The sequence below is a fragment of the Pseudomonas sp. FG86 genome (genome assembly GCF_057808775.1).
Map to the genome: position 1 here is coordinate 1 of NZ_JBMDIS010000074.1, position 18682 is coordinate 18682.

Consider the following 18682-nt stretch of genomic DNA (forward strand, 5'->3'; position numbering starts at 1 on the left):
ATAACCAGCTCAAACAAGACAAGACCATCGATGCCGAAATTGAGCGGCTGTATCGCATTGCTGCCGAGAACGAACATTACAAGGCCAATATCAACTTGCAGAACGGAGCAATGCGTGGAAAGTTCAAACTAAGGGGGGATGAGCATCTGCGCCTGAGTCAACAACTGATCGAGGCGGGCGTGGCGACGGGTTACTACTTCATTGGCATCTTCCTCAAAAATGGCTCGGCCGGGCTAAAACAGGACTCAGAAATGGCTCTACGCTACTTCCGCAAGGCCGCTGATCAGGGCAGTACCCTGGCCCAGGATTATGTAGCCGACAAGCTAGCGCCGGTAGACATTGCACCGACCGTTGCCCAGGAAATGCGCCGCTGCGCGGCCGATCAAGGTAATGGTCAGGCTGCCGTTGCATTGGGGGTCAATCTTCAAATTAAGGGCCGGTACCAAGAAGCACTTGAAGTATTTCAACTTGGTGTAGCCGCAGGTGATGAAAGTTCGTCTTCCTTTTTGGGCAATGGCTTTCGTGGCCCTGTCATTGATGACCTGTACTACCTCGGCCAGTTGAAAGACCTCGAGCGAGCAGAGCGTTATAAAACAATCTGGAGAGTACTCGCAAACTACTCCTACGCTGACCCGAAGGTCCCCGAAATCAACGACATCCTCCCCTTACCGCCCGCCAAACTGCCCGCCTGGGACGGCAAACTGCAATGGCTGGAAGCACGCCTGGCCAACGTCCCGCCAGAAAAGCCCAGCGAAGCACTGATCCAGCAGTTGGCCAAGGCCAAGCTTCTCGACCCGGCAACGGGTCAGGGAATGCCGGGGTCGCCTGCGTTCAGCCAATCGCACTTATTCGCACCCAACTGCTATAGCGGCCAGGCCTGCCCTGTCAGTGGATATTGGAAGGTTGGCCTGCTTTTTCCGGGCCATTCATTGAAGGGCAGAAACGGCACTCGGTATTTCGAAAAGGGCGAGGTGTTTCCTGCAATGTGGGTCGAGCACTATCAGTTCCGCACTTGGCCCTTCTCCGACAAAGTCACGTGCAGTGAGATGGCAGTCGAATGGTGCCTGCTTTCATGAAGCACGCCCATGGCCCTTGGATTGACGACCAGCCACCACCAGAAAAGCGTACTGGTCGACTACGAACGGCCAGACCGTACAGCCAGTGCAGGCCCATGCGTCCACTCTCACCTCTTGTCATCCCAACGTTGTGTCGTCACCCGAGTGGCTCATCATACCCTCGGGCTGTCACATTGGCAGGTCAGATTAAAAGCGGCGCAGCAAAATCCGCCGGCTAACCTTTCGATTCGATCCAAGTGCGGGCACAATGCGTGTCCTTTTTTGGCAGGCACCGCCGCAGGCTCTCAAAAATGATCAAAACGCCGTACTACCTCATCGATAAACAGAAGCTTCTGGTCAACATGCAGAAGATCGCTTACGTGCGCGAGCAGTCCGGCGCCAAGGCCCTGCTGGCGCTCAAGTGCTTTGCCACCTGGTCGGTGTTCGACCTGATGCAGGAATACATGGACGGCACCACCTCGTCGTCGCTGTACGAGTTGAAGCTCGGTCGCCAGAAGTTCGAAGGTGAGGCACACGCCTACAGCGTGGCCTGGGCCGACGATGAAATCGAAGAGATGCTGGTCAACTGCGACAAGATCATCTTCAACTCCATCAGCCAGCTGCAACGTTTTGCCGAGCGCTCCGAGGGCAAGACCCGCGGCCTGCGCGTCAACCCGCAGGTGAGCAGCTCCGACTACCTGCTGGCCGACCCGGCGCGCCCGTTCAGCCGCCTGGGCGAATGGGACCCGGTGAAGATCGAAGGCGTGATCGAGCAGATCTCCGGCTTCATGTTCCACAACAACTGCGAGAACGGCGACTTCAACCTGTTCGACCAGATGCTGAACACCATCGAAGAACGCTTCGGCGCGCTGCTGCACAAGGTCAACTGGGTCAGCCTCGGCGGCGGCATCCACTTCACCGGTGAAGGCTATGCCATCGACGCCTTCTGCCAGCGCCTCAAGGCGTTCTCGCAGAAGTACGACGTGCAGGTCTACCTGGAACCCGGCGAAGCCGCGATCACTAACAGCGCCTCGCTGGAAGTCACGGTGCTCGACACCCTCTACAACGGCAAGCACCTCGCCGTGGTCGACAGTTCCATCGAAGCCCACCTGCTGGACCTGCTGATCTACCGCCTCAACGCCAAGCTGGCGCCAAGCGCGGGTGAACACACCTACATGGTGTGCGGCAAATCCTGCCTGGCCGGGGACATCTTTGGCGAGTATCAATTCGATCGTCCGCTGGCCATCGGCGATCGGCTGTCGTTCATCGACACCGCGGGCTACACCATGGTCAAGAAAAACTGGTTCAACGGCCTGAAAATGCCGTCCGTCGTAGTGAAACAACTCGACGGTACAGTCGAGGTGGTTCGTGAATTTGGTTACGACGACTACCTGTCCAGCCTTTCGTAAGCTGGCGGATAAAGGAGAGATAAAGCAATTGAAAAAGAACGTTCTTATCATTGGTGCAGGAGGTGTCGCCAAGGTGGTGGCCCACAAGTGCGCGCAGCACAACGACGAACTCGGTCGTATTGCTATCGCGTCGCGCAACATCTCCAAATGCCAGGCCATCATCGACAGCGTCAAGGCCAAGGGTAGCCTCAAGGTACCCGCCGATATCCAAGCCTTCGCGCTGAACGCCCTGGACGTGGAAGCGACCAAGGCCCTGATCCGCGAGACCGAATCGCAGATCGTCATCAACGTAGGTTCCGCGTTCCTCAACATGTCGGTACTGCGTGCCTGCATCGACACGGGCGTCGCGTACCTCGACACCGCCATCCACGAAGAGCCGGGCAAGGTCTGCGAGACCCCGCCGTGGTACGGCAACTACGAATGGAACCACCTGGAAGAGTGCAAACAGAAGAACATCACCGCCATCCTTGGCGTGGGCTTCGACCCAGGTGTCGTCAACGCGTACGCCGCGCTGGCGCAGCAACAGCATTTCGACCGCATTGATTCGATCGACATTCTCGACGTCAATGCCGGCTCCCATGGCAAATACTTCGCCACCAATTTCGATCCGGAAATCAACTTCCGCGAATTCACCGGACAGGTGTGGAGCTGGCAGAACAGCCAGTGGACCAGCAACACCATGTTCGAAGTCAAGCGCACCGACGACCTGCCGGTGGTCGGCTCGCAGAACCTCTACCTGACCGGCCACGATGAAGTGCACTCGCTGTCGAAAAACCTCGACGTGCCCAACGTGCGTTTCTGGATGAGCTTCGGCGAGCACTACATCAACGTATTCACCGTGCTGAACAACCTCGGCCTGCTTTCCGAAAAGCCGGTGAAAACCGCCGAAGGCCTGGAAGTGGTGCCGTTGAAAGTGGTCAAGGCCGTACTGCCCGACCCGTCTTCCCTCGCCCCCGGCTACACCGGCAAGACCTGCATCGGTGACCTGGTCAAAGGCACCAAGGATGGCCAGCCGCGCGAAGTGTTCATCTACAACGTAGCGGATCACGAAGAAGCCTTTGCCGAGACTGACAGCCAGGGCATTTCCTACACCGCCGGCGTTCCACCGGTGGCTGCCGCCCTGTTGGTTGCCCGCGGTGAGTGGGATGTAAAGCGCATGGCCAACGTTGAGGAATTGCCAGCTGAGCCATTCCTCAAGGCGCTGGACGTGATGGGCTTGCCGACGCGGATCAAGGACGAGCACGGTGATCGGGCCTGGGATGCGATTGCCTGATAGGCGATAGCAGACCGAACAAAAAAAATGCGCCCTCAGGGGCGCATTTTTTGTTTGGCCGGACACTTGTCTCCAGACCGCTGAAAATCCAATGTGGGAGGGGCGGTGCGACGATTCGACTTGCCCCCGATAGCGCCGGGTCAGTTAACCAATAAGTGACTGACACTCCCTCATCGGGGGCAAGCCCCCTCCCACATTTCCAACCGGGTACATCAGGCATAAACCGGTCGGCTTTCAGGCCGCCGCGATTTGGCCTTTGATGTTAGGCCCCCCATTAACCACGCTGGCCGAACGCAGGTTTTGGAGCATGGGGGCACCAGAGCAAAAGCAGAATTAGCTCTACCTGACCTATGGAGATATCTGACCTATGGAGATCCAAATGTGGGAAGGGGCTTGCCCCCCGATTGCAGTTTCGGGTCGCCTGCAAGCAGTTCAAATTACCTACTGTTCAACGGCCCGGCTTGATTCAACGTGCTGCGAAGGTAGTAGCCAGTGACGTGTGGTGGTCCATCCCAGAAATACCCTCGCACCATCGGCTGTTGGGGCCTGCTGAGGCAATACTTCGCCTGCAACGGCTTTACGCAAACCACTCATCAACGGTAGAAATTTTTCTCGAAAAACCACAGGCTGCGTGGCGAAATAAGCCTCGACAGACCTCAACGCATCTTGGCATTCATATTCGTCAAGCATCGCAAGGTAAAACACCATCTGACGCCAGGCATAGGCCGTATTCTTGAGCATGATTAACCGAGCATGATAGGACTCGGTCTGCATCTGGTGCCGTTTGCAGATCCACTCAAAACACGCCTGGACCATGCGCCCTAGTCGAGGCTTCAGTAAAACTTTCAGTCCAATCTCATCAAAAAGCAGTGCGAGGTTTTGAGTGGTTAAAACCTGCTGCTGCTCAAGGATGGTGCCATTGGTTGCAGGGTGCCAAGTGCCCAACCTAGCTCCCGCGCGCTTCGCGCATAAGGTGGCGAAGGCATCGCTTGAAACTCGCGCATGTCGTCGCCCTGTGGGGATCAGACGGGCCAGTTCATCGGTATCAATCGCGTAGTAACGTGCGTATAGGGTACCTGCCATTACCCCTCCCGCTCGCCGGGCATTATCAGCGAACTTAGGTGAAAACTGCCCCATGAAGATATCTGCAGCGACCTCCTCCACGAAGGGAAGATCCAGTCCCGCGGTGTCCGCCAGTGTTCTAAACTCCTGAAGAAGCTTGTTAGGAAGAATGGCATAAGGGAAGGCATGAATCGTCAATGCCGATGATTCAACGAGAGATTGCCTGGCGGCGCTCGCGGCATCAACGCCTGACTGCCGGTCACCCTCAATTGCAGCAACCCATGGCAACTCACTGAAGCCGACCTGACGCTGAAGGTTCAATAGCAATAACGAACGCCGTCGACGGAAAGCCTGATAGGTCGATGCGTAGACCATCCTCAGTGCTTCGTCGCGTAACCCCGAGCTACTGAGCTGAGCTGTCATCGCGGGCAGTACCCGTGCGACTGTGTCACCCGAAGTGATGAGCCCATGCTCGATCAATTCGCTGATTGTCCCACTGCGACAGCGTTGAACCCGCCGCAGGATCGCCGCGGGTATCGCGACACATCCGCCCTGCGCGCACTCCAATGCCTCCTCAGCAGTGAGCGGAACGACCAAATCGTCAAAATCCGAGATACCACTTTTCGCCGGATACTTGGCGAGACGCTTTGCCACGGCACGCGCAATCAGGTGATGCTCTGGCCCCGCAACCTGGCGAAGCTGATTCGCACGGAACGCAAGGTGAGAGGCCGAATCCGGCGCGCCATGCTTGCGCACGAAGTCATCGACAATTCGCTTTATGCGACCTACCTGACGTCCGGTGAGCGACTCAGCATCGCGAGCGCATTGCTCGAGCAGAAGAAACAATTCCTCCACACGATCAGGGGTGCATTTGTTGAGTCCAAGGCTTTTATAACGCGCATCTAATTCGGCTGCCTGCTCGTGCCACTGAACCGGGTAACTGCGGCACGGCCAGCCAGCCTGATAAGTCAGGAGGAAATGCGCAACAGCTGAATCATATAGGGGCAGACGCGCTTCAATACTCTGTTTCTGAGCAACTATCTGAGCGTGAGGCGGCAAGGTTGAAAGCAATTCCTTGACCTCTGCGACATCAACTGTGTGAACCTGTGTGGCTGAAATCGGGAGCTGCACGGAGATTGACGGAAAGAAACGCAATCGATCGAAGAACGGAACAATCTGGTCTATCAGTGCCCTGGCTTCCTCGTTGCGCTGCTGGCCTGACAGCCAGGCCACCGTCAGTAACGCGGCCTCTTCCGGTACCTCAACGCTATAGTCACAAGCGGTCAGACGCTGGTGCAGCGCGTCAAGGCCGTCATCCGTCAGATGCCAGGCATTAATATCCAACCGCTCGAACCCCTGGCGAACACCCGGAATAGAGGCGGCCAGTTCACGCTCATAGTCGGTCAATTCGCCACCGGCCAAAAGGTTGCCGGTAGCAAAGCCCCCCGTAATGACTTCCAGCGTAACCCAGGCCGGAAGCCCGGCAATCGGGGTGCGCGAGCCGTACTCAGCAGTGCCTTGCAGCATGTGCGTAATGACCTGCTGCCAGTGTGAAATACGTCTGCTGGCTTCAAAGCGAGCGAGGGGACCGCAATTTTTATCGTGCGCAATCAGCGCTTTGGACAGTTGGAAAACCGCATAACCCGCGCCCATACCAGTCACTCCGTGTGTTCTGGGGATGTGTCCAGATTGCCTTGTGATGTGATGGGTCCGGAGGCTGGATTCGAACCAGCGCCCACTCGGTCCAGAGCCAAGTGTTCTACCGCTGAACTACTCCGGAACAGCGCGCGCATTGTCTGGCAATTGCTGAAGGATGTGAAGGTGCGAGGTCATCATTAAATAATGGCTGACGACAACGTACTTCTTTTTTTGTAAGAACCGCCGGAGATCTCTACGCGTTATTCCGGGGAATGCCGTATGACTTGCCGGATCGACTCCATCAGCTGAGTCCTACCACCCGCAGCGCCGAGAACTGTCAACTCTCACAGCTTACCGCGCACACAAAACCCGTGAGGCTTAGCCATGGAGTGGCTGACCCGTTGCAACCACGGGAGCAAGCCCTCTCCCACACTTACTCCAGGTTCCGGGCTGAGTTGCTCAGTGCCCTTGAGCATTGCAACAGTGCCGGCGCCAATTGCTTCTCCGCATCCGCCCTGCTCCACCGACTGGTTGGCGCCACCACATGCACCGCTGCCACCGGGCGGCCATTCGCACCGAGCACTGGCGCGCCGATAGTCATGTCGCCCAGAAACAACTCCTGGCCATTCACTGCATAACCCTGCTCTCTCACCACCTGCAACGAATCCAGAATCCTGTCGACCTCAGTCAATGTCTGGCTGGTGTGCGCAATGCGCTGGCTGTTCTCGATCAACACCAACGCTTCCTCCTGCGGCAGCGCACTCAAATACGCCCGCCCCGATGCCGTGCAGTACATCGGCACCCGCGAGCCGATCGGCATGTGCACCGGCACAAAGCCTGAACTGACGAAGCGCGCGATGTAGGTCATGTCGTAGCCCGCCGGCTCGGTGAGGCACGAGGTCTCGCCGGTCAAGCGCGTGAGTTCCGACAGAAACGGGTTGGCCACTTCGATCAGCGAATGCGCATCCAGATAACTGAAGCCCAACTCCAGCACCCGCGGGGTGAGTTGGTAATGCCGGGTGCGGGAGTGTTTCCGAAGGTAACCCAGGCTTTCGAGGGTAAACACCATGCGCTGGGCGGAGCTTTTGGTCATGCCGGCGGCGTCCGCCACCTCTGCAAGGCTCATGCTACGGCGCTGGGCGCTGAATGCCTTGAGCACCGACAGGCCTTTTTCCAGGGATTGGTTGTGCAAACTGTTGCGTTCTTCGGACATGGCGAACTCACGGGCGGGGTCAGTCAGACGTAGCGATATTTCTACCCTAAATTGCCAAAATAGACCATTAAAAATCGCATACCGATACGAACAGTTCATTTTTTCTATTTTCTATAGCGACATACGATTTTTATTCATCGAAATGGCATAGAGCTTGCGGTTTCATCCGTAGCCGCTAGCGCTACTGACAATCCGTTTTCCTTATGGAGTAACCCGATGAACAGTCTTTCGCCCTTGTTTCGCCGCCTCGCCTTCGGTCTGTGCGCCACCCTATGCGTCGGCGTTGTGCACGCCGCCGGTGCGTCCTCGTACAAAGTCGGTGCAACGGCCAGCGGCTCGCCGTTTACCTTCCTCGATATCAAGAGCAACAGCATCCAGGGCGTGATGGTCGATGTGGCCGAGGCCGTGGGCAAGGCTGGCGGCTTTACCAGCCAGATCGAACAGACCAACTTCGCCGCGCTGATCCCCTCCCTCACGTCCGGCAAGCTCGACTTCATCTCCGCCGGCATGCTCAAGACCCAAGAGCGCACCAAGGTCGTCGACTTCAGCGCGCCGGTGTACGCCTACGGGGAAGGCCTGATCATCAGCGCCGAGGACAACGCCGCCTACCCGGACTTGATGCCGCTCAAAGGTCAGGTGGTCGGTGTACAGGCCGGTACGATCTTCTATGACCAACTGAACAAGCTGGGCATCTTCAAGGAAATCCGCACCTATGACTCGATCGGCGAGATGGTCCGCGACCTGTCCCTGGGCCGTATCAAGGCAGCGGTCGGTGACCAACCCGTGGTCGCGTACCAGATCCGCCAGAAGCTGTTCAAAGGGGTAAAACTGGCCCCTGACTACACGCCCGCCAACGTCGGCGAAGTGTGCCTGGTGGTGCGCAAGGGCGACACCGAAACCCTCGCGCGCCTTAACACCGCCATCGCCAGCATCAAGGCCGACGGCACTCTGGACAACATCCTCAAGAAGTGGGGGCTTGATACCCAGGTGCGCCCATGAACCCGGCCGAATTCCTGCAGAACGCCCAGGACTTCCTGCCGATTTTGCTGCAGGGCGCCTGGGTAACGATCCAGATCACCGTACTGTCGTTCCTGCTCAGTAGCGCGATCGGCCTGGTACTGGCGTTGCTCAAGTTGTCACCGATCCGCGTGCTGTCGTGGACCGCGAGCACCATCATCAATGTGATCCGTGGCCTGCCAATCATCGTGCAACTGTTCTACATCTACTTCGTGCTGCCGGACATGGGGGTGCACCTCACAGCGTTCTATGCCGGGGTGATCGGCATGGGCATCGCCTACTCGGCGTACCAGGCCGAGAACTTTCGCACCGGCATCATCGCCGTGGAACAGGGCCAGCGCGAAGCCGCCGAAGCGCTGGGCATGCGCTCAGCATTGATGATGCGCCGGGTGATCCTGCCCCAGGCGTTTCGCATCGCGCTGCCGCCCTACGGCAACACCCTGGTGATGATGCTCAAGGACTCGTCGCTGGTGTCGACCATCACCGTGGCCGAGATGACCCGCCAGGGCCAACTGATCGCCTCGTCGACCTTCCAGAACATGACCGTCTATACCCTGGTCGCCCTGCTCTACCTGCTGATGAGCCTGCCGCTGGTGTATGGCTTGCGTCGAATGGAACAGCACCTGGGCCGGAGGAAAAAAGCATGATCGAGATACGCCAACTGCAAAAACACTACGGCAGCCACCGCGTGCTGCACGGCGTGGACCTGGACGTGGCCAAGGGTGAAGTGGTGTGCCTGATCGGTCCGTCGGGCTCAGGCAAATCCACCCTGCTGCGCTGCATCAATGCGCTGGAAGCCTATGACGGCGGCCACATCAACGTGTTCGGCGAAACCGTGCAGCGCGCCAGTAAAACCGTTCACGCCCTGCGCAGCCGCATGGGCATGGTGTTCCAGCGCTTCAACCTGTTCCCCCATCGCACCGTGCTGGAAAACGTCATGGAAGGCCCGGTGTACGTCAAAGGCGAACCGCTCAAGCAGGCCCGCGAAGAAGCCCTGGTGCTGCTGGAAAAAGTCGGCCTGAGTGCCAAGGCCGACGCCTACCCGGAACAGCTCTCCGGCGGCCAGCAACAACGCGTGGCCATCGCCCGCGCCCTGGCGATGAAACCCGAAGCCATGCTGTTCGACGAACCCACCTCGGCCCTCGACCCGGAACTGGTGGGCGACGTGCTGGCGGTGATGCGCACCCTGGCCGATGAAGGCATGACCATGATTGTCGTCACTCACGAAATGGGCTTTGCACGGGAAGTGGCCGACCGCGTGTGCTTCCTGCATGGCGGCTACATCGTCGAAAGCGGCGCGGCCGAGCAAGTGCTGGGCGATCCGCAGCATCCACGTACCCAGGATTTCCTGCGGCGGGTGCTGCACCCCACTGCCGATACGCGGAGCCTGTCATGAAGTCATTGTGGTCGGCGACGGCGCCGTCGGTGATGCCGACGCCTGCGCTGAGTGAATCGGTGAAGGTGGATGTGGCGATTGTCGGTGCTGGCTATACCGGGCTGTCGACGGCGCTGCATCTGGCCGAGCGCGGGGTCAGCGTGTGTGTACTGGAAGCTAACGAACCGGGCTGGGGGGCGTCCGGGCGCAACGGTGGGCAGGTCAACCCGACGCTCAAATACGACCCGGAACAACTGGTGCGGATGCTCGGGCCGGAGCGCGCCGAACCATTGATCTCGACTGTCTCGAACTCGGCGGACCTGGTGTTCAACCTGATCGAAAAGCACGGGATTGATTGCGCACCGGTACGCAAAGGCTGGATGCAGGTGTCATACAGCAAAAAAGGCGTCGCCGGGCTGCACGCACGGGCGGATCAGTGGGCCAGCCGGGGTGTCCCCGTGCAGCGCCTGAACGCGGCGGCAGTGGCTGCGCGCATGGGCAGCGAGGCGTTTGCCGGTGGCTGGCTGGACGGTCGCGCCGGGGCGCTTCAGCCGTTGGCGTATGCCCGTGGGCTGGTGGGCGCGGCGGCGGCGGCGGGTGTGCGCATTCATGGTCACAGCGCAGTGACGGCATTGCAGCGCCAGGGTGCTGGCTGGCACTTGCAAACCGCTGGTGGTGCGCAAGTGAGCGCCGACCAAGTGGTGCTGGCGACCAATGGCTACAGTGGCAACCTGTGGCCGGGCATGGCGCAGAGCATCCTGGCAGCGAACAGTTTTATCGTCGCCACCAAACCGCTGAGCGGGCCCGCGGCCGAGAGTATCCTGCCGGGGCAGGAAACCGTGTCCACGGCGCAGCGCTTGCTGTTGTACTTTCGTAAAGACAGTCACGGCCGCTTACTGATGGGCGGGCGCGGGCTGTTCAACGATCCCTCCTCGCCTGCGGATTTCGCGCATCTGGAACGATCATTGGCGTTGCTGTTTCCGCAGCTGGGGCCGTTGGAATTCGAGTATCGCTGGGCCGGGCGAATCGCGATCACCCGGGATTTCATGCCCCACGTACACGAGCCTGCGCCGGGACTGACGTTGGCGCTGGGCTGTAACGGGCGGGGGATTGCGCTGTGTACCAGCCTGGGCCAGCAATTGGCGGGACGGTTATGTGACAGCAAGGCGGAGTTTGCCTACCCGGTGACGCCGTTGCAGCGCTTGCCGATGCATGGGCTGCAGCGGTTTTACATTGGTGCGGGGGTGGCTTGGTACAGCTTGTTGGATCGGCTCAATATCAGCTGAATCCTGCTGTCCGCAACGCCGAGAACTGTCAACTCTCACAGCTTACCGTGCACGCAAAACCCGCTAGGCTTAGCCATGGAGTGGCTGACCTGCGGGTTTGCTGTCCATTCATCCTGTGGGAAAGGCACGCTCATGAACCTCGACAACAACCGCACCGCCCGTGCCATCGGATTGGTGTACAGCGCCTGCTGTTACGTGGTGTTCCTGATCACGTGCTTATATTTGATCGGCTTCGTCGGCAACGTGGCAGTGCCCAAGAACATCAACGATGGCCCCCTCGTCGCGTGGCCCATCGCCGCGCTGATCAACTGCGCACTGATCCTGCTATTCGGCGTCCAGCACACGGTCATGGCACGTACAGGCTTCAAACAATGGCTGGCGGCAATCATCCCCACGTCGGTGGAGCGCTCCACGTATGTACTGCTCAGCAGCCTGGTGCTTGTGCTGATGTTCTGGCTGTGGCAACCGATGACGTTCACCGTTTGGAAGGTTGAAACGACGTGGGCCAAGGCCCTGTTGATTGGCCTGTTCTGGCTGGGCTGGGGCATCGCTTTACTGGCAACCTTTTTGATCGACCACTTCGAACTGTTCGGGCTCAAGCAGGTCATCGACCGTTGGCGCAACCCCACACCGCAGGCGCCAGTATTCAGGACGCCGCTGCTTTACAAGATCGTGCGCCACCCGCTGTATCTCGGTTTTCTGATCGCCTTTTGGGCAACGCCGTACATGACGTCTGGGCACCTGCTATTCGCGATAGGGATGACGGTTTATGTCTTCATTGGCGCCAGCTTTGAAGAGAAGGACCTGGTGAGGTTGTTTGGTGAGCGGTATCGCCGGTATCAGCAGGAAGTGAGCATGATTTTGCCGTGGTCGAAGACACGCAAAAAAGACCCTGAATAGCCCTTTGTGGCGAGCGGGCTTGCCCCGCGTTGGGCTGCGCAGCAGCCCCAACACACAGCCCCGGAGCTGCCTGGCACACTGATCGACCGACACGGGCGATATGGCGTTCATAGGCCATACAGACATCCATCTGAGAAAAGGGAAAAATCCTGGGCTGCGACGGCAGCGTAGCATTCGCGTTCTGGGTTTGCTCTTCTAGGATTTTTCCGATAAGGGTTTAATGTGCGAACTGCATGCACATAGCCCACGTTTAAAAGTTTATTGAAAGAAGCTTTCCAGCCCCTATGCAACCTCTCACTTTTGAAGCCCCATCAACTCTCGATATTTAGACCAAAAGTGTTGCGCATCTAATAAACACCTGGCACTCGCCCATGAAAAATATCGAGCCCGCCATTACAACTTCCAACAACTAACTAAACAGACATCCCACCCCTCTCATTAAAGCTCGCAGCACCTAAAAAGCTCAAGATAATAACCCCCCCTCCAGCCATAGCTAAAAAATATAAAAACCTGTGAAAAGTAACAGGTACATATTTTCCTCGCACTGATTAGCCTTTACATGCAAAGACAAAAATGCATCGGCTCGCCACCCATTTTATAGGTATAAAAAGAGGCACATCATGAAACGCATAGGGCATCTAATACTCTTAAGCCTCTCCTTTCTATTCAGCCACGCCAATGCGCAATGGAGTTCAGGTTCGCCTATTGACTCCATCACCGACGGCCAAAACACATTGATCGCCATTCAAAATCAATACCACGATACTGCCGTCGACTGCGGAACCGTTAACCGCCCGGCTTTTTTGTGCAATGGCCTCTTGTTAAGGGTGACCAAAAAATCCAACGCCTATAGAGTCTGGGACCCTAGCCCAACATCAATCGCCAGAGCTTCTATTTCATTTTCTTTTTTAAGAAAAGACGTCAAGTTCTCAAACTTCGCCTGGAATCTGCCCGATGCGAATGGCTATATAATCTATCCCAATCTTCTGGCACCGCCCGGCAAGATCCCTGTTGATGTTCTTTGTTCATTCCCGAAAGACTCCTGGGACTGGCATCGCGATGTTCCTTGCGGCAGCATCACGCTGGAGAATGGAAAATACTTTCAAGCCAGTCGTTTATGCTCCCTACAAGGAATCACGACCGCCCAACAATGGTTACAACACTGGAATGATAGCGCTTCATCCTCTGACCCCTATCTATCTCAGTGTGGATTCGATGTCAGAAAAACAGTACCGGCAGGCAGTATCCCGTTCATGGAGTCGATCAAGGCGAAGAACCTGCTAGGTTTCGCCCCCGATTGGAATGACCTGCAAGTTACCGCCTGGCCACCAAAAAGCGGCAGTACTTTACCGATTCAAACTTTTTTTTTCACAACAAAGGCGAGCCTAGCTGACGCCCAAGCCAATCAACAAGAGTTCTATACAGACACCGGTATTATTGTTCCAATACTCAGTCTAAAACTCCCCACCTCGGCACAAGAGGAGGTAGTGTTTGGTTTCAGTTCCTTGAACCAGGCAGTCACCGGCCAGGGGGCGCCCACCACTGCCCTTACCCGCCCTACGATTTTAGAACCGAAGGAAGGCGCCACGGTTTCCTCCCCCTTCACTATTTCCGGTAAGAGCGCACCGTATGCCGAAATTGAGGTATATCCAAAAGACGGTGCGTACTTGCTTGGTAAGACGACTGCCGGATCAGATGGCACCTGGAAAATCCCTGCTGCAACGATGGCCAGTTATGATCCGATCACTGCCAGGCAGATCCTCAACGGTCAAACGTCAAATTGGGCCGACGATCGTAACTTTTCACTGAACACCTCGACCTGCACGTCCTATATTGCTTCCGCTTCCTGGTTGTTACGTTATGACCCTGGCACCAACAAAGAACAATGGACTCTTTCGGTAGTCCCTACCGCTTGCGGCAGGCTCATTGGCCCCGATAAAACCGACGCGGCTTATCAAGAACTCGTTCAGAAATATGCCAACGACCCACAATGGAAAAATAACGACGGCGGCGGCATGCGTCGACAATTTGTCTGTCACCTCGCCATCGCAAAAGACAAAGCTGAGTGGAACTTGGAACCCTTCCGGCCGAATGTGTCTCACGAGACCGCTGTCGCCGAAAAATGCAATCCAATCTGAAACCCGATTGATTAACGTGAAAGCCACTCACCTGGATCAAGCTCATGGACCTAGCAGTGTTATCTGCGGGTTCCATGAGCTTAGAGCCTATTGAGTCATTCGTTTAACCGTGCACAGTGTCGCGTTAATCTCAAAACACCGACCACCCAATCCGCTCGCTCAACAACTCCAACGCCTTCATCCCCGCCAGCGAATTCCCCGCTGCGTTCAACTCCGGCGACCATACGCACACGGTAAACTGCCCCGGCACCACCGCGACAATCCCGCCGCCGACCCCGCTCTTGCCCGGCAAGCCCACGCGGTAGGCAAAGTTGCCCGCCTCGTCATACAGCCCACTGGTGGCCATGATCGAGTTCACCTGCTTGGTCTGGCGCGCGGTCAAGATCTGCTCGCCGCTGTGGGCGCTCACCCCCGCGTTAGCCAGGAAGCTGAATGCCCGGGCCAGATCCAGGCAGCTCATCTGCAACGCGCAGTAGTTGAAGTAACTGTGCAGCACCGCGTCCACATCGTTATGGAAGTTGCCGAACGACTTCATCAAGTAAGCCATGGCCGCGTTGCGTGCGCCGTGCTGGGCTTCGGATTCGGCGACGACGCTGTTGACCAGGATCTGCGGGTTGCCCGACAGGCGCCGCACAAAGTCACGCATCGACAAAATCGGCACGGCAAAGCGTGATTGGTTGATGTCGCAGATCACCAGCGCGCCGGCATTGATGAAGGGGTTACGGGGTCGCCCGCGTTCGAATTCCAGTTGCACCATGGAGTTGAACGGTTGCCCCGAAGGCTCGTGGCCCAGGCGTTCCCAGATGGTTTCGCCACCGTGGTCGATGGCCTGCACCAGGCTGAATACCTTGGAGATGCTTTGCACCGAGAACAGGGTGTCGGCATCGCCGGCGCAGTAGGCGGAGCCGTCGTTGCCGTACACCGCAATACCGAGTTGGTTGGCCGGTACGTCGGCCAATGCGGGGATATAGTCGGCGACTTTGCCGAGGCCGATCAGTGGGCGCACTTCGTCGAGGATCGCCGATAGCATCGCCTGCATAGCGTGTGAGGTCATCGTTCGTTGAATCAGTGATAGCGGGGCGCGGAGGATACTTCAATGTGCTCGCAAGCCCCACACAATCTCCCTCTCCGGTTCGGCAAAGGTGAAGGAAATCAGCCGGGGCGGACTGTCTACAGCGACTGACGCCCCCCCGCCCGGTGCACATTTCAAAATTGCGCCACATCGCAAACTCGCTCATCGAGTACGTCCCGCGCCAGTGCCCACGCCTGCTCCCGGGACCCTACCACCAGCAGCGGATAGCCCCACGCCTTACTGAACGTGATGGTGAACGGTTTGAGCGCCAGGCGTTTGGCCGCGCTCGGTTCCACCTGAATCATGCCTTTGACGAACGCGCGCAGGGCCGGTTTGTTTTTCTTCATCCAGATCGAGGCTTGTTTGCGCTCCTCATGGGAGTGTTCGTGATTGTTCTCATCCACGGCTTTTTCATGCAGCAGCAGGAAGGGTTGCTGACGCGCCAACAGGCTTTCGAAGATCACGAAAGTATCGTCCGGCCCGCCTTCGTTGGGCGCGTCAAAGACGATTTTCACCACAGGGAAGGTTGAACTGTCGAGTCGCATGGCAAAGCTCCTGAATGAGAGTGGATCTCACTATAGGCGCCGAACCGCTGGACGACATTGCACAGAATAGCCAGAATGTTTCGCAACTCAGCCAAGCCGCGACACTGCCATGAAGCGCCATCGTCTCGACCTGCATGACCCCTCGCGCGCCAAGGATGCCGACCTGATCCCACGTGCCGTGGTGGCAGTGAGCGCCAGCAGCGCATCACAGAATTGGGAGCACGCTCCACACACCCACCGCAAGGGCCAGTTGATGTACACCCTGCGCGGGGCGATTCATTGTGAAATCGAGGCCGGTATCTGGATCGTGCCGCCACAATGCGCGCTGTGGATTCCCGGTGGCATGCCCCACGCGGCCCGTGGCTCCGGGGCGGCGGAGGTGTATTGCCTGCTGGTCGACCCGCACGCCGCCAACGCCCTGCCCCCGCAGGCGTGCACCCTGGCCGTGTCCGGGCTGCTGCATGAGCTGATCAGCAAAGCGGTGAGCTTCCCGCCGTTATATGAGGTGGACGGGGCACAGGGGCGCTTGATCAACACGCTGCTGGACGAACTGGCCATGGCCCCGATCGAACACCTGCACCTGCCGATGCCCCAGGACCCAAGGCTGCGCCGCCTGGCTGACAGCCTGCTGGCCAACCCCGCAGACAAGGCCACCCTCGCCCAGTGGGCGGTACGCATCGGCATGAGCGAACGCAGCATGACGCGCCTGCTGCTGGAGGAGTTTGGCCTGAGTTTCGGCCGCTGGCGCCGGCAGTTGCATGTGATCCTGTCCCTGCAACGCCTGGCCAAGGGTGAAAGCGTGCAGCGGGTCGCCCTGGACCTGGGCTATGAAAACGCCAGCGGGTTTATCACCATGTTCCGCAAGGCGATGGGCCAGCCGCCAGCGCGTTACCTGGCCGACCGTGCCGGAGCCTCGAGTACCAACGCCGCGTTGGCACCTGCCGCCATTGCATTGCACCCAGGCAGTTGATCAGCGCTGCAGTGGAATCCGAATATCGCCGTCGCGGCACTGGGTCTTCACACTCCGGGGGCAGCCGGCAAACCGCAGTTCCTTGCTCAGGCACACCCGCACTTCCGATAACACCTTGCCCTTGCAGATCACCGCCACGCTGTGGTCGCCCATGGCGGGATTGCTCTGGCGAAACAGGTTTTCGATGTCGCGCGCCTGCAGGTAGGCCGGGGCATCGAACGGCTGCAGCTGTTGCGGAATCTGCACCGCGCCCAAGGCCGCATCGGTCGCCTCCAGATAGCGCGAAGCGTCGAGGCCGCTGCAGGTACCGTGCTTGGTCCATTCGTGTTTGAGCAATGCCCGTGTCGGGAATATCAACGCGCCTTTGGCCAGGTCTTGCGCCGACAATCGCGATTGTGGATCACACGATGCCGGCCACCCGCCCTTTGCGTACTGCGGCCATAGCCCATGCAGCACAAACCCATAGCCCTTGCCCGAACATTGCTCGTTGTCCGGGTGCGTCAGGCAGAAGGTCGGCGACCACGACAGCGACAACACATAAAAATCAAAATCCCCGGCTGGCCGCTGCTCACGCGGTGCCGCTTGCGCCACCATACATGCCAGCACCAACCCCATAGCCATCCAGGCTGCCTTGTAGTTCATCCGTCTGTTCCTTGAAAAAAAGAGGCGACCATTGTCGGCCCGCGGGTGTCCCCGGCGATAGGCGCCGAAGCCACGCGGCCTTGGGGAAAACTACTCAGGATGGTAGGGATTACGCTTCAACACTTTGTCCAGGACGCGGTCGGTCTTCAACGCCTCGATCGCCAGCGACGGATGCTCGGCTTCGCCACGAATGTGTGCGTTCATCGCCAGCACGTGATGCCACTGGATGTGCTCGTGGCACGGCACTTCCAGCACCTCGTCCACGTCGCTCTCAAGGTGCAGCGGCTGGTCTTCGAACACCGCAAACGTGATGCGCCCGCGACTGCCGATCAGCTCGACGCGATCTTCACGGCGGTCCGCGACGAAGTTCCAGCAGCCCATCCCCAGCGCCCCCGAGCCAAACGTCCAGCAGGCGGTCACCGCATCTTCAGCCGTGTACTCCCCGGCCTGCCGCGCGGTAAACCCGCTGACCTCGACAATGTCCCCGGCCAGGAACTGGAACAGATCGAACCCGTGGCTGGCCAGGTCGACAAAATAACCACCGCCGGCAATGGCCGGGTCGGTGCGCCAATTGGCGGCGCTGGCGTCTTCGGCGGCTGGCGGCTTGCAGAGGCTCCAGTTGACCTGGCGCAACTCGCCGATACGCCCGGACCGCAACCAGTCACGCACTTGCTGGAAGCGCGGCAACGAACGGCGGTAGTAGGAAACGAACAGGTGCAAGCCGGCACGTTCGAAGGTGCGCTGCATCAACGCGCTCTGCTCGGCATTGAGGGCCATGGGTTTCTCGACGCAGCAATGCTTGCCCGCCGCCGCGACCATCAGGCTGTACTCCAGATGGCTGTCGGGCGGCGTGGCGATGTACACCGCGTCCACTTCGGGGTCGTTGATCAGCGCTTGGGCGTCGGTGTAGAAGCGCGCAATGCCATGACGTGCTGCATAATCGCGCACAACCGCTTCGCGGCGCCCCATCACTGCCACCAGGGCTGAGCCTGGCGCTTTGTAGAAAGCCGGTCCACTCTTTAACTCAGTGACACTGCCACAGCCGATCATGCCCCAACGTACGGTCGTCATCAGTTTTCCTCGTCCG

At 58.5% G+C, this 18682-nt stretch carries 16 protein-coding genes and 1 tRNA gene; 10 read left to right on the forward strand and 7 right to left on the reverse strand.

From position 1 onward, the window contains the following. From ACODSV_RS28765 to ACODSV_RS28775, 3 genes are all read left to right on the forward strand, one after another. A partial coding sequence (locus ACODSV_RS28765; RefSeq protein ID WP_489047135.1) for an SEL1-like repeat protein occupies positions 1 to 1076 on the forward strand: 1076 nt, incomplete at its 5' end. Between the two features lie 290 nt (positions 1077 to 1366). Further along, complete coding sequence (locus ACODSV_RS28770) at positions 1367 to 2464, forward strand: carboxynorspermidine decarboxylase (protein ID WP_489047137.1); 1098 nt, start codon at positions 1367 to 1369, stop codon at positions 2462 to 2464. 28 nt (positions 2465 to 2492) lie between these two features. Further along, complete coding sequence (locus ACODSV_RS28775) at positions 2493 to 3737, forward strand: saccharopine dehydrogenase family protein (RefSeq protein WP_024075981.1); 1245 nt, start codon at positions 2493 to 2495, stop codon at positions 3735 to 3737. 441 nt (positions 3738 to 4178) lie between these two features. Here the strand turns inward: ACODSV_RS28775 and ACODSV_RS28780 are convergent, their stop codons facing one another. The 3 genes from ACODSV_RS28780 to ACODSV_RS28790 all read right to left on the reverse strand — a co-directional run bounded on the left by ACODSV_RS28780 (position 4179) and on the right by ACODSV_RS28790 (position 7650). Continuing rightward, positions 4179 to 6452 carry a hypothetical protein gene (locus ACODSV_RS28780; protein ID WP_150055304.1) on the reverse strand — a complete coding sequence of 758 codons (2274 nt, stop codon included), beginning with the start codon at positions 6450 to 6452 and terminating at the stop codon, positions 4179 to 4181. Positions 6453 to 6504: 52 nt separating this feature from the next. Next, positions 6505 to 6579, reverse strand: a tRNA-Gln gene (locus ACODSV_RS28785). Positions 6580 to 6870: 291 nt separating this feature from the next. Continuing rightward, positions 6871 to 7650: an IclR family transcriptional regulator gene (locus ACODSV_RS28790; RefSeq protein ID WP_150056586.1), complete on the reverse strand. Its 780-nt coding sequence runs from the start codon at positions 7648 to 7650 to the stop codon at positions 6871 to 6873. Between the two features lie 216 nt (positions 7651 to 7866). Here ACODSV_RS28790 and ACODSV_RS28795 point away from each other — a divergent pair, with 216 nt between their 5' ends. From ACODSV_RS28795 to ACODSV_RS28820, 6 genes are all read left to right on the forward strand, one after another. After that, complete coding sequence (locus tag ACODSV_RS28795; RefSeq protein WP_069076328.1) at positions 7867 to 8649, forward strand: ABC transporter substrate-binding protein; 783 nt, start codon at positions 7867 to 7869, stop codon at positions 8647 to 8649. Continuing rightward, positions 8646 to 9314 carry an amino acid ABC transporter permease gene (locus ACODSV_RS28800; RefSeq protein ID WP_024075984.1) on the forward strand — a complete coding sequence of 223 codons (669 nt, stop codon included), beginning with the start codon at positions 8646 to 8648 and terminating at the stop codon, positions 9312 to 9314. Before ACODSV_RS28795 ends, ACODSV_RS28800 begins: the two co-directional genes overlap by 4 nt. Continuing rightward, complete coding sequence (locus tag ACODSV_RS28805) at positions 9311 to 10063, forward strand: amino acid ABC transporter ATP-binding protein (protein WP_454843594.1); 753 nt, start codon at positions 9311 to 9313, stop codon at positions 10061 to 10063. The genes ACODSV_RS28800 and ACODSV_RS28805 overlap by 4 nt, the downstream gene beginning before the upstream one ends. Further along, positions 10060 to 11328 (forward strand): NAD(P)/FAD-dependent oxidoreductase, encoded by a 1269-nt coding sequence (locus ACODSV_RS28810; protein WP_150056524.1) that lies wholly within the window; start codon positions 10060 to 10062, stop codon positions 11326 to 11328. Before ACODSV_RS28805 ends, ACODSV_RS28810 begins: the two co-directional genes overlap by 4 nt. A 132-nt stretch (positions 11329 to 11460) precedes the next feature. Beyond that, positions 11461 to 12228: a methanethiol S-methyltransferase gene (gene mddA / locus ACODSV_RS28815; RefSeq protein ID WP_454869416.1), complete on the forward strand. Its 768-nt coding sequence runs from the start codon at positions 11461 to 11463 to the stop codon at positions 12226 to 12228. A 620-nt stretch (positions 12229 to 12848) separates the two neighbouring features. Next, positions 12849 to 14366: a DUF2599 domain-containing protein gene (locus ACODSV_RS28820; RefSeq protein ID WP_150054731.1), complete on the forward strand. Its 1518-nt coding sequence runs from the start codon at positions 12849 to 12851 to the stop codon at positions 14364 to 14366. A 130-nt stretch (positions 14367 to 14496) separates the two neighbouring features. On the opposite strand, the gene glsB is transcribed toward ACODSV_RS28820, so the two are convergent. Next, complete coding sequence (gene glsB / locus ACODSV_RS28825) at positions 14497 to 15405, reverse strand: glutaminase B (RefSeq protein ID WP_024075989.1); 909 nt, start codon at positions 15403 to 15405, stop codon at positions 14497 to 14499. A 167-nt stretch (positions 15406 to 15572) separates the two neighbouring features. After that, positions 15573 to 15983 carry a hypothetical protein gene (locus ACODSV_RS28830; RefSeq protein WP_024075990.1) on the reverse strand — a complete coding sequence of 137 codons (411 nt, stop codon included), beginning with the start codon at positions 15981 to 15983 and terminating at the stop codon, positions 15573 to 15575. A gap of 109 nt (positions 15984 to 16092) precedes the next feature. On the opposite strand from ACODSV_RS28830, the gene ACODSV_RS28835 reads away from it, so the two are divergent. Next, a complete protein-coding gene (locus ACODSV_RS28835; RefSeq protein WP_150054732.1) occupies positions 16093 to 16953 on the forward strand; it encodes an AraC family transcriptional regulator in 861 nt (286 codons plus the stop codon). Here the strand turns inward: ACODSV_RS28835 and ACODSV_RS28840 are convergent, their stop codons facing one another. Together ACODSV_RS28840 and ACODSV_RS28845 are read right to left on the reverse strand one after the other, a co-directional pair. After that, positions 16954 to 17595 carry a ribonuclease T2 family protein gene (locus ACODSV_RS28840; protein WP_150054733.1) on the reverse strand — a complete coding sequence of 214 codons (642 nt, stop codon included), beginning with the start codon at positions 17593 to 17595 and terminating at the stop codon, positions 16954 to 16956. Positions 17596 to 17685: 90 nt separating this feature from the next. Then, complete coding sequence (locus ACODSV_RS28845) at positions 17686 to 18666, reverse strand: Gfo/Idh/MocA family protein (protein WP_150054734.1); 981 nt, start codon at positions 18664 to 18666, stop codon at positions 17686 to 17688. Between the last annotated feature and the right edge of the window lie 16 nt (positions 18667 to 18682).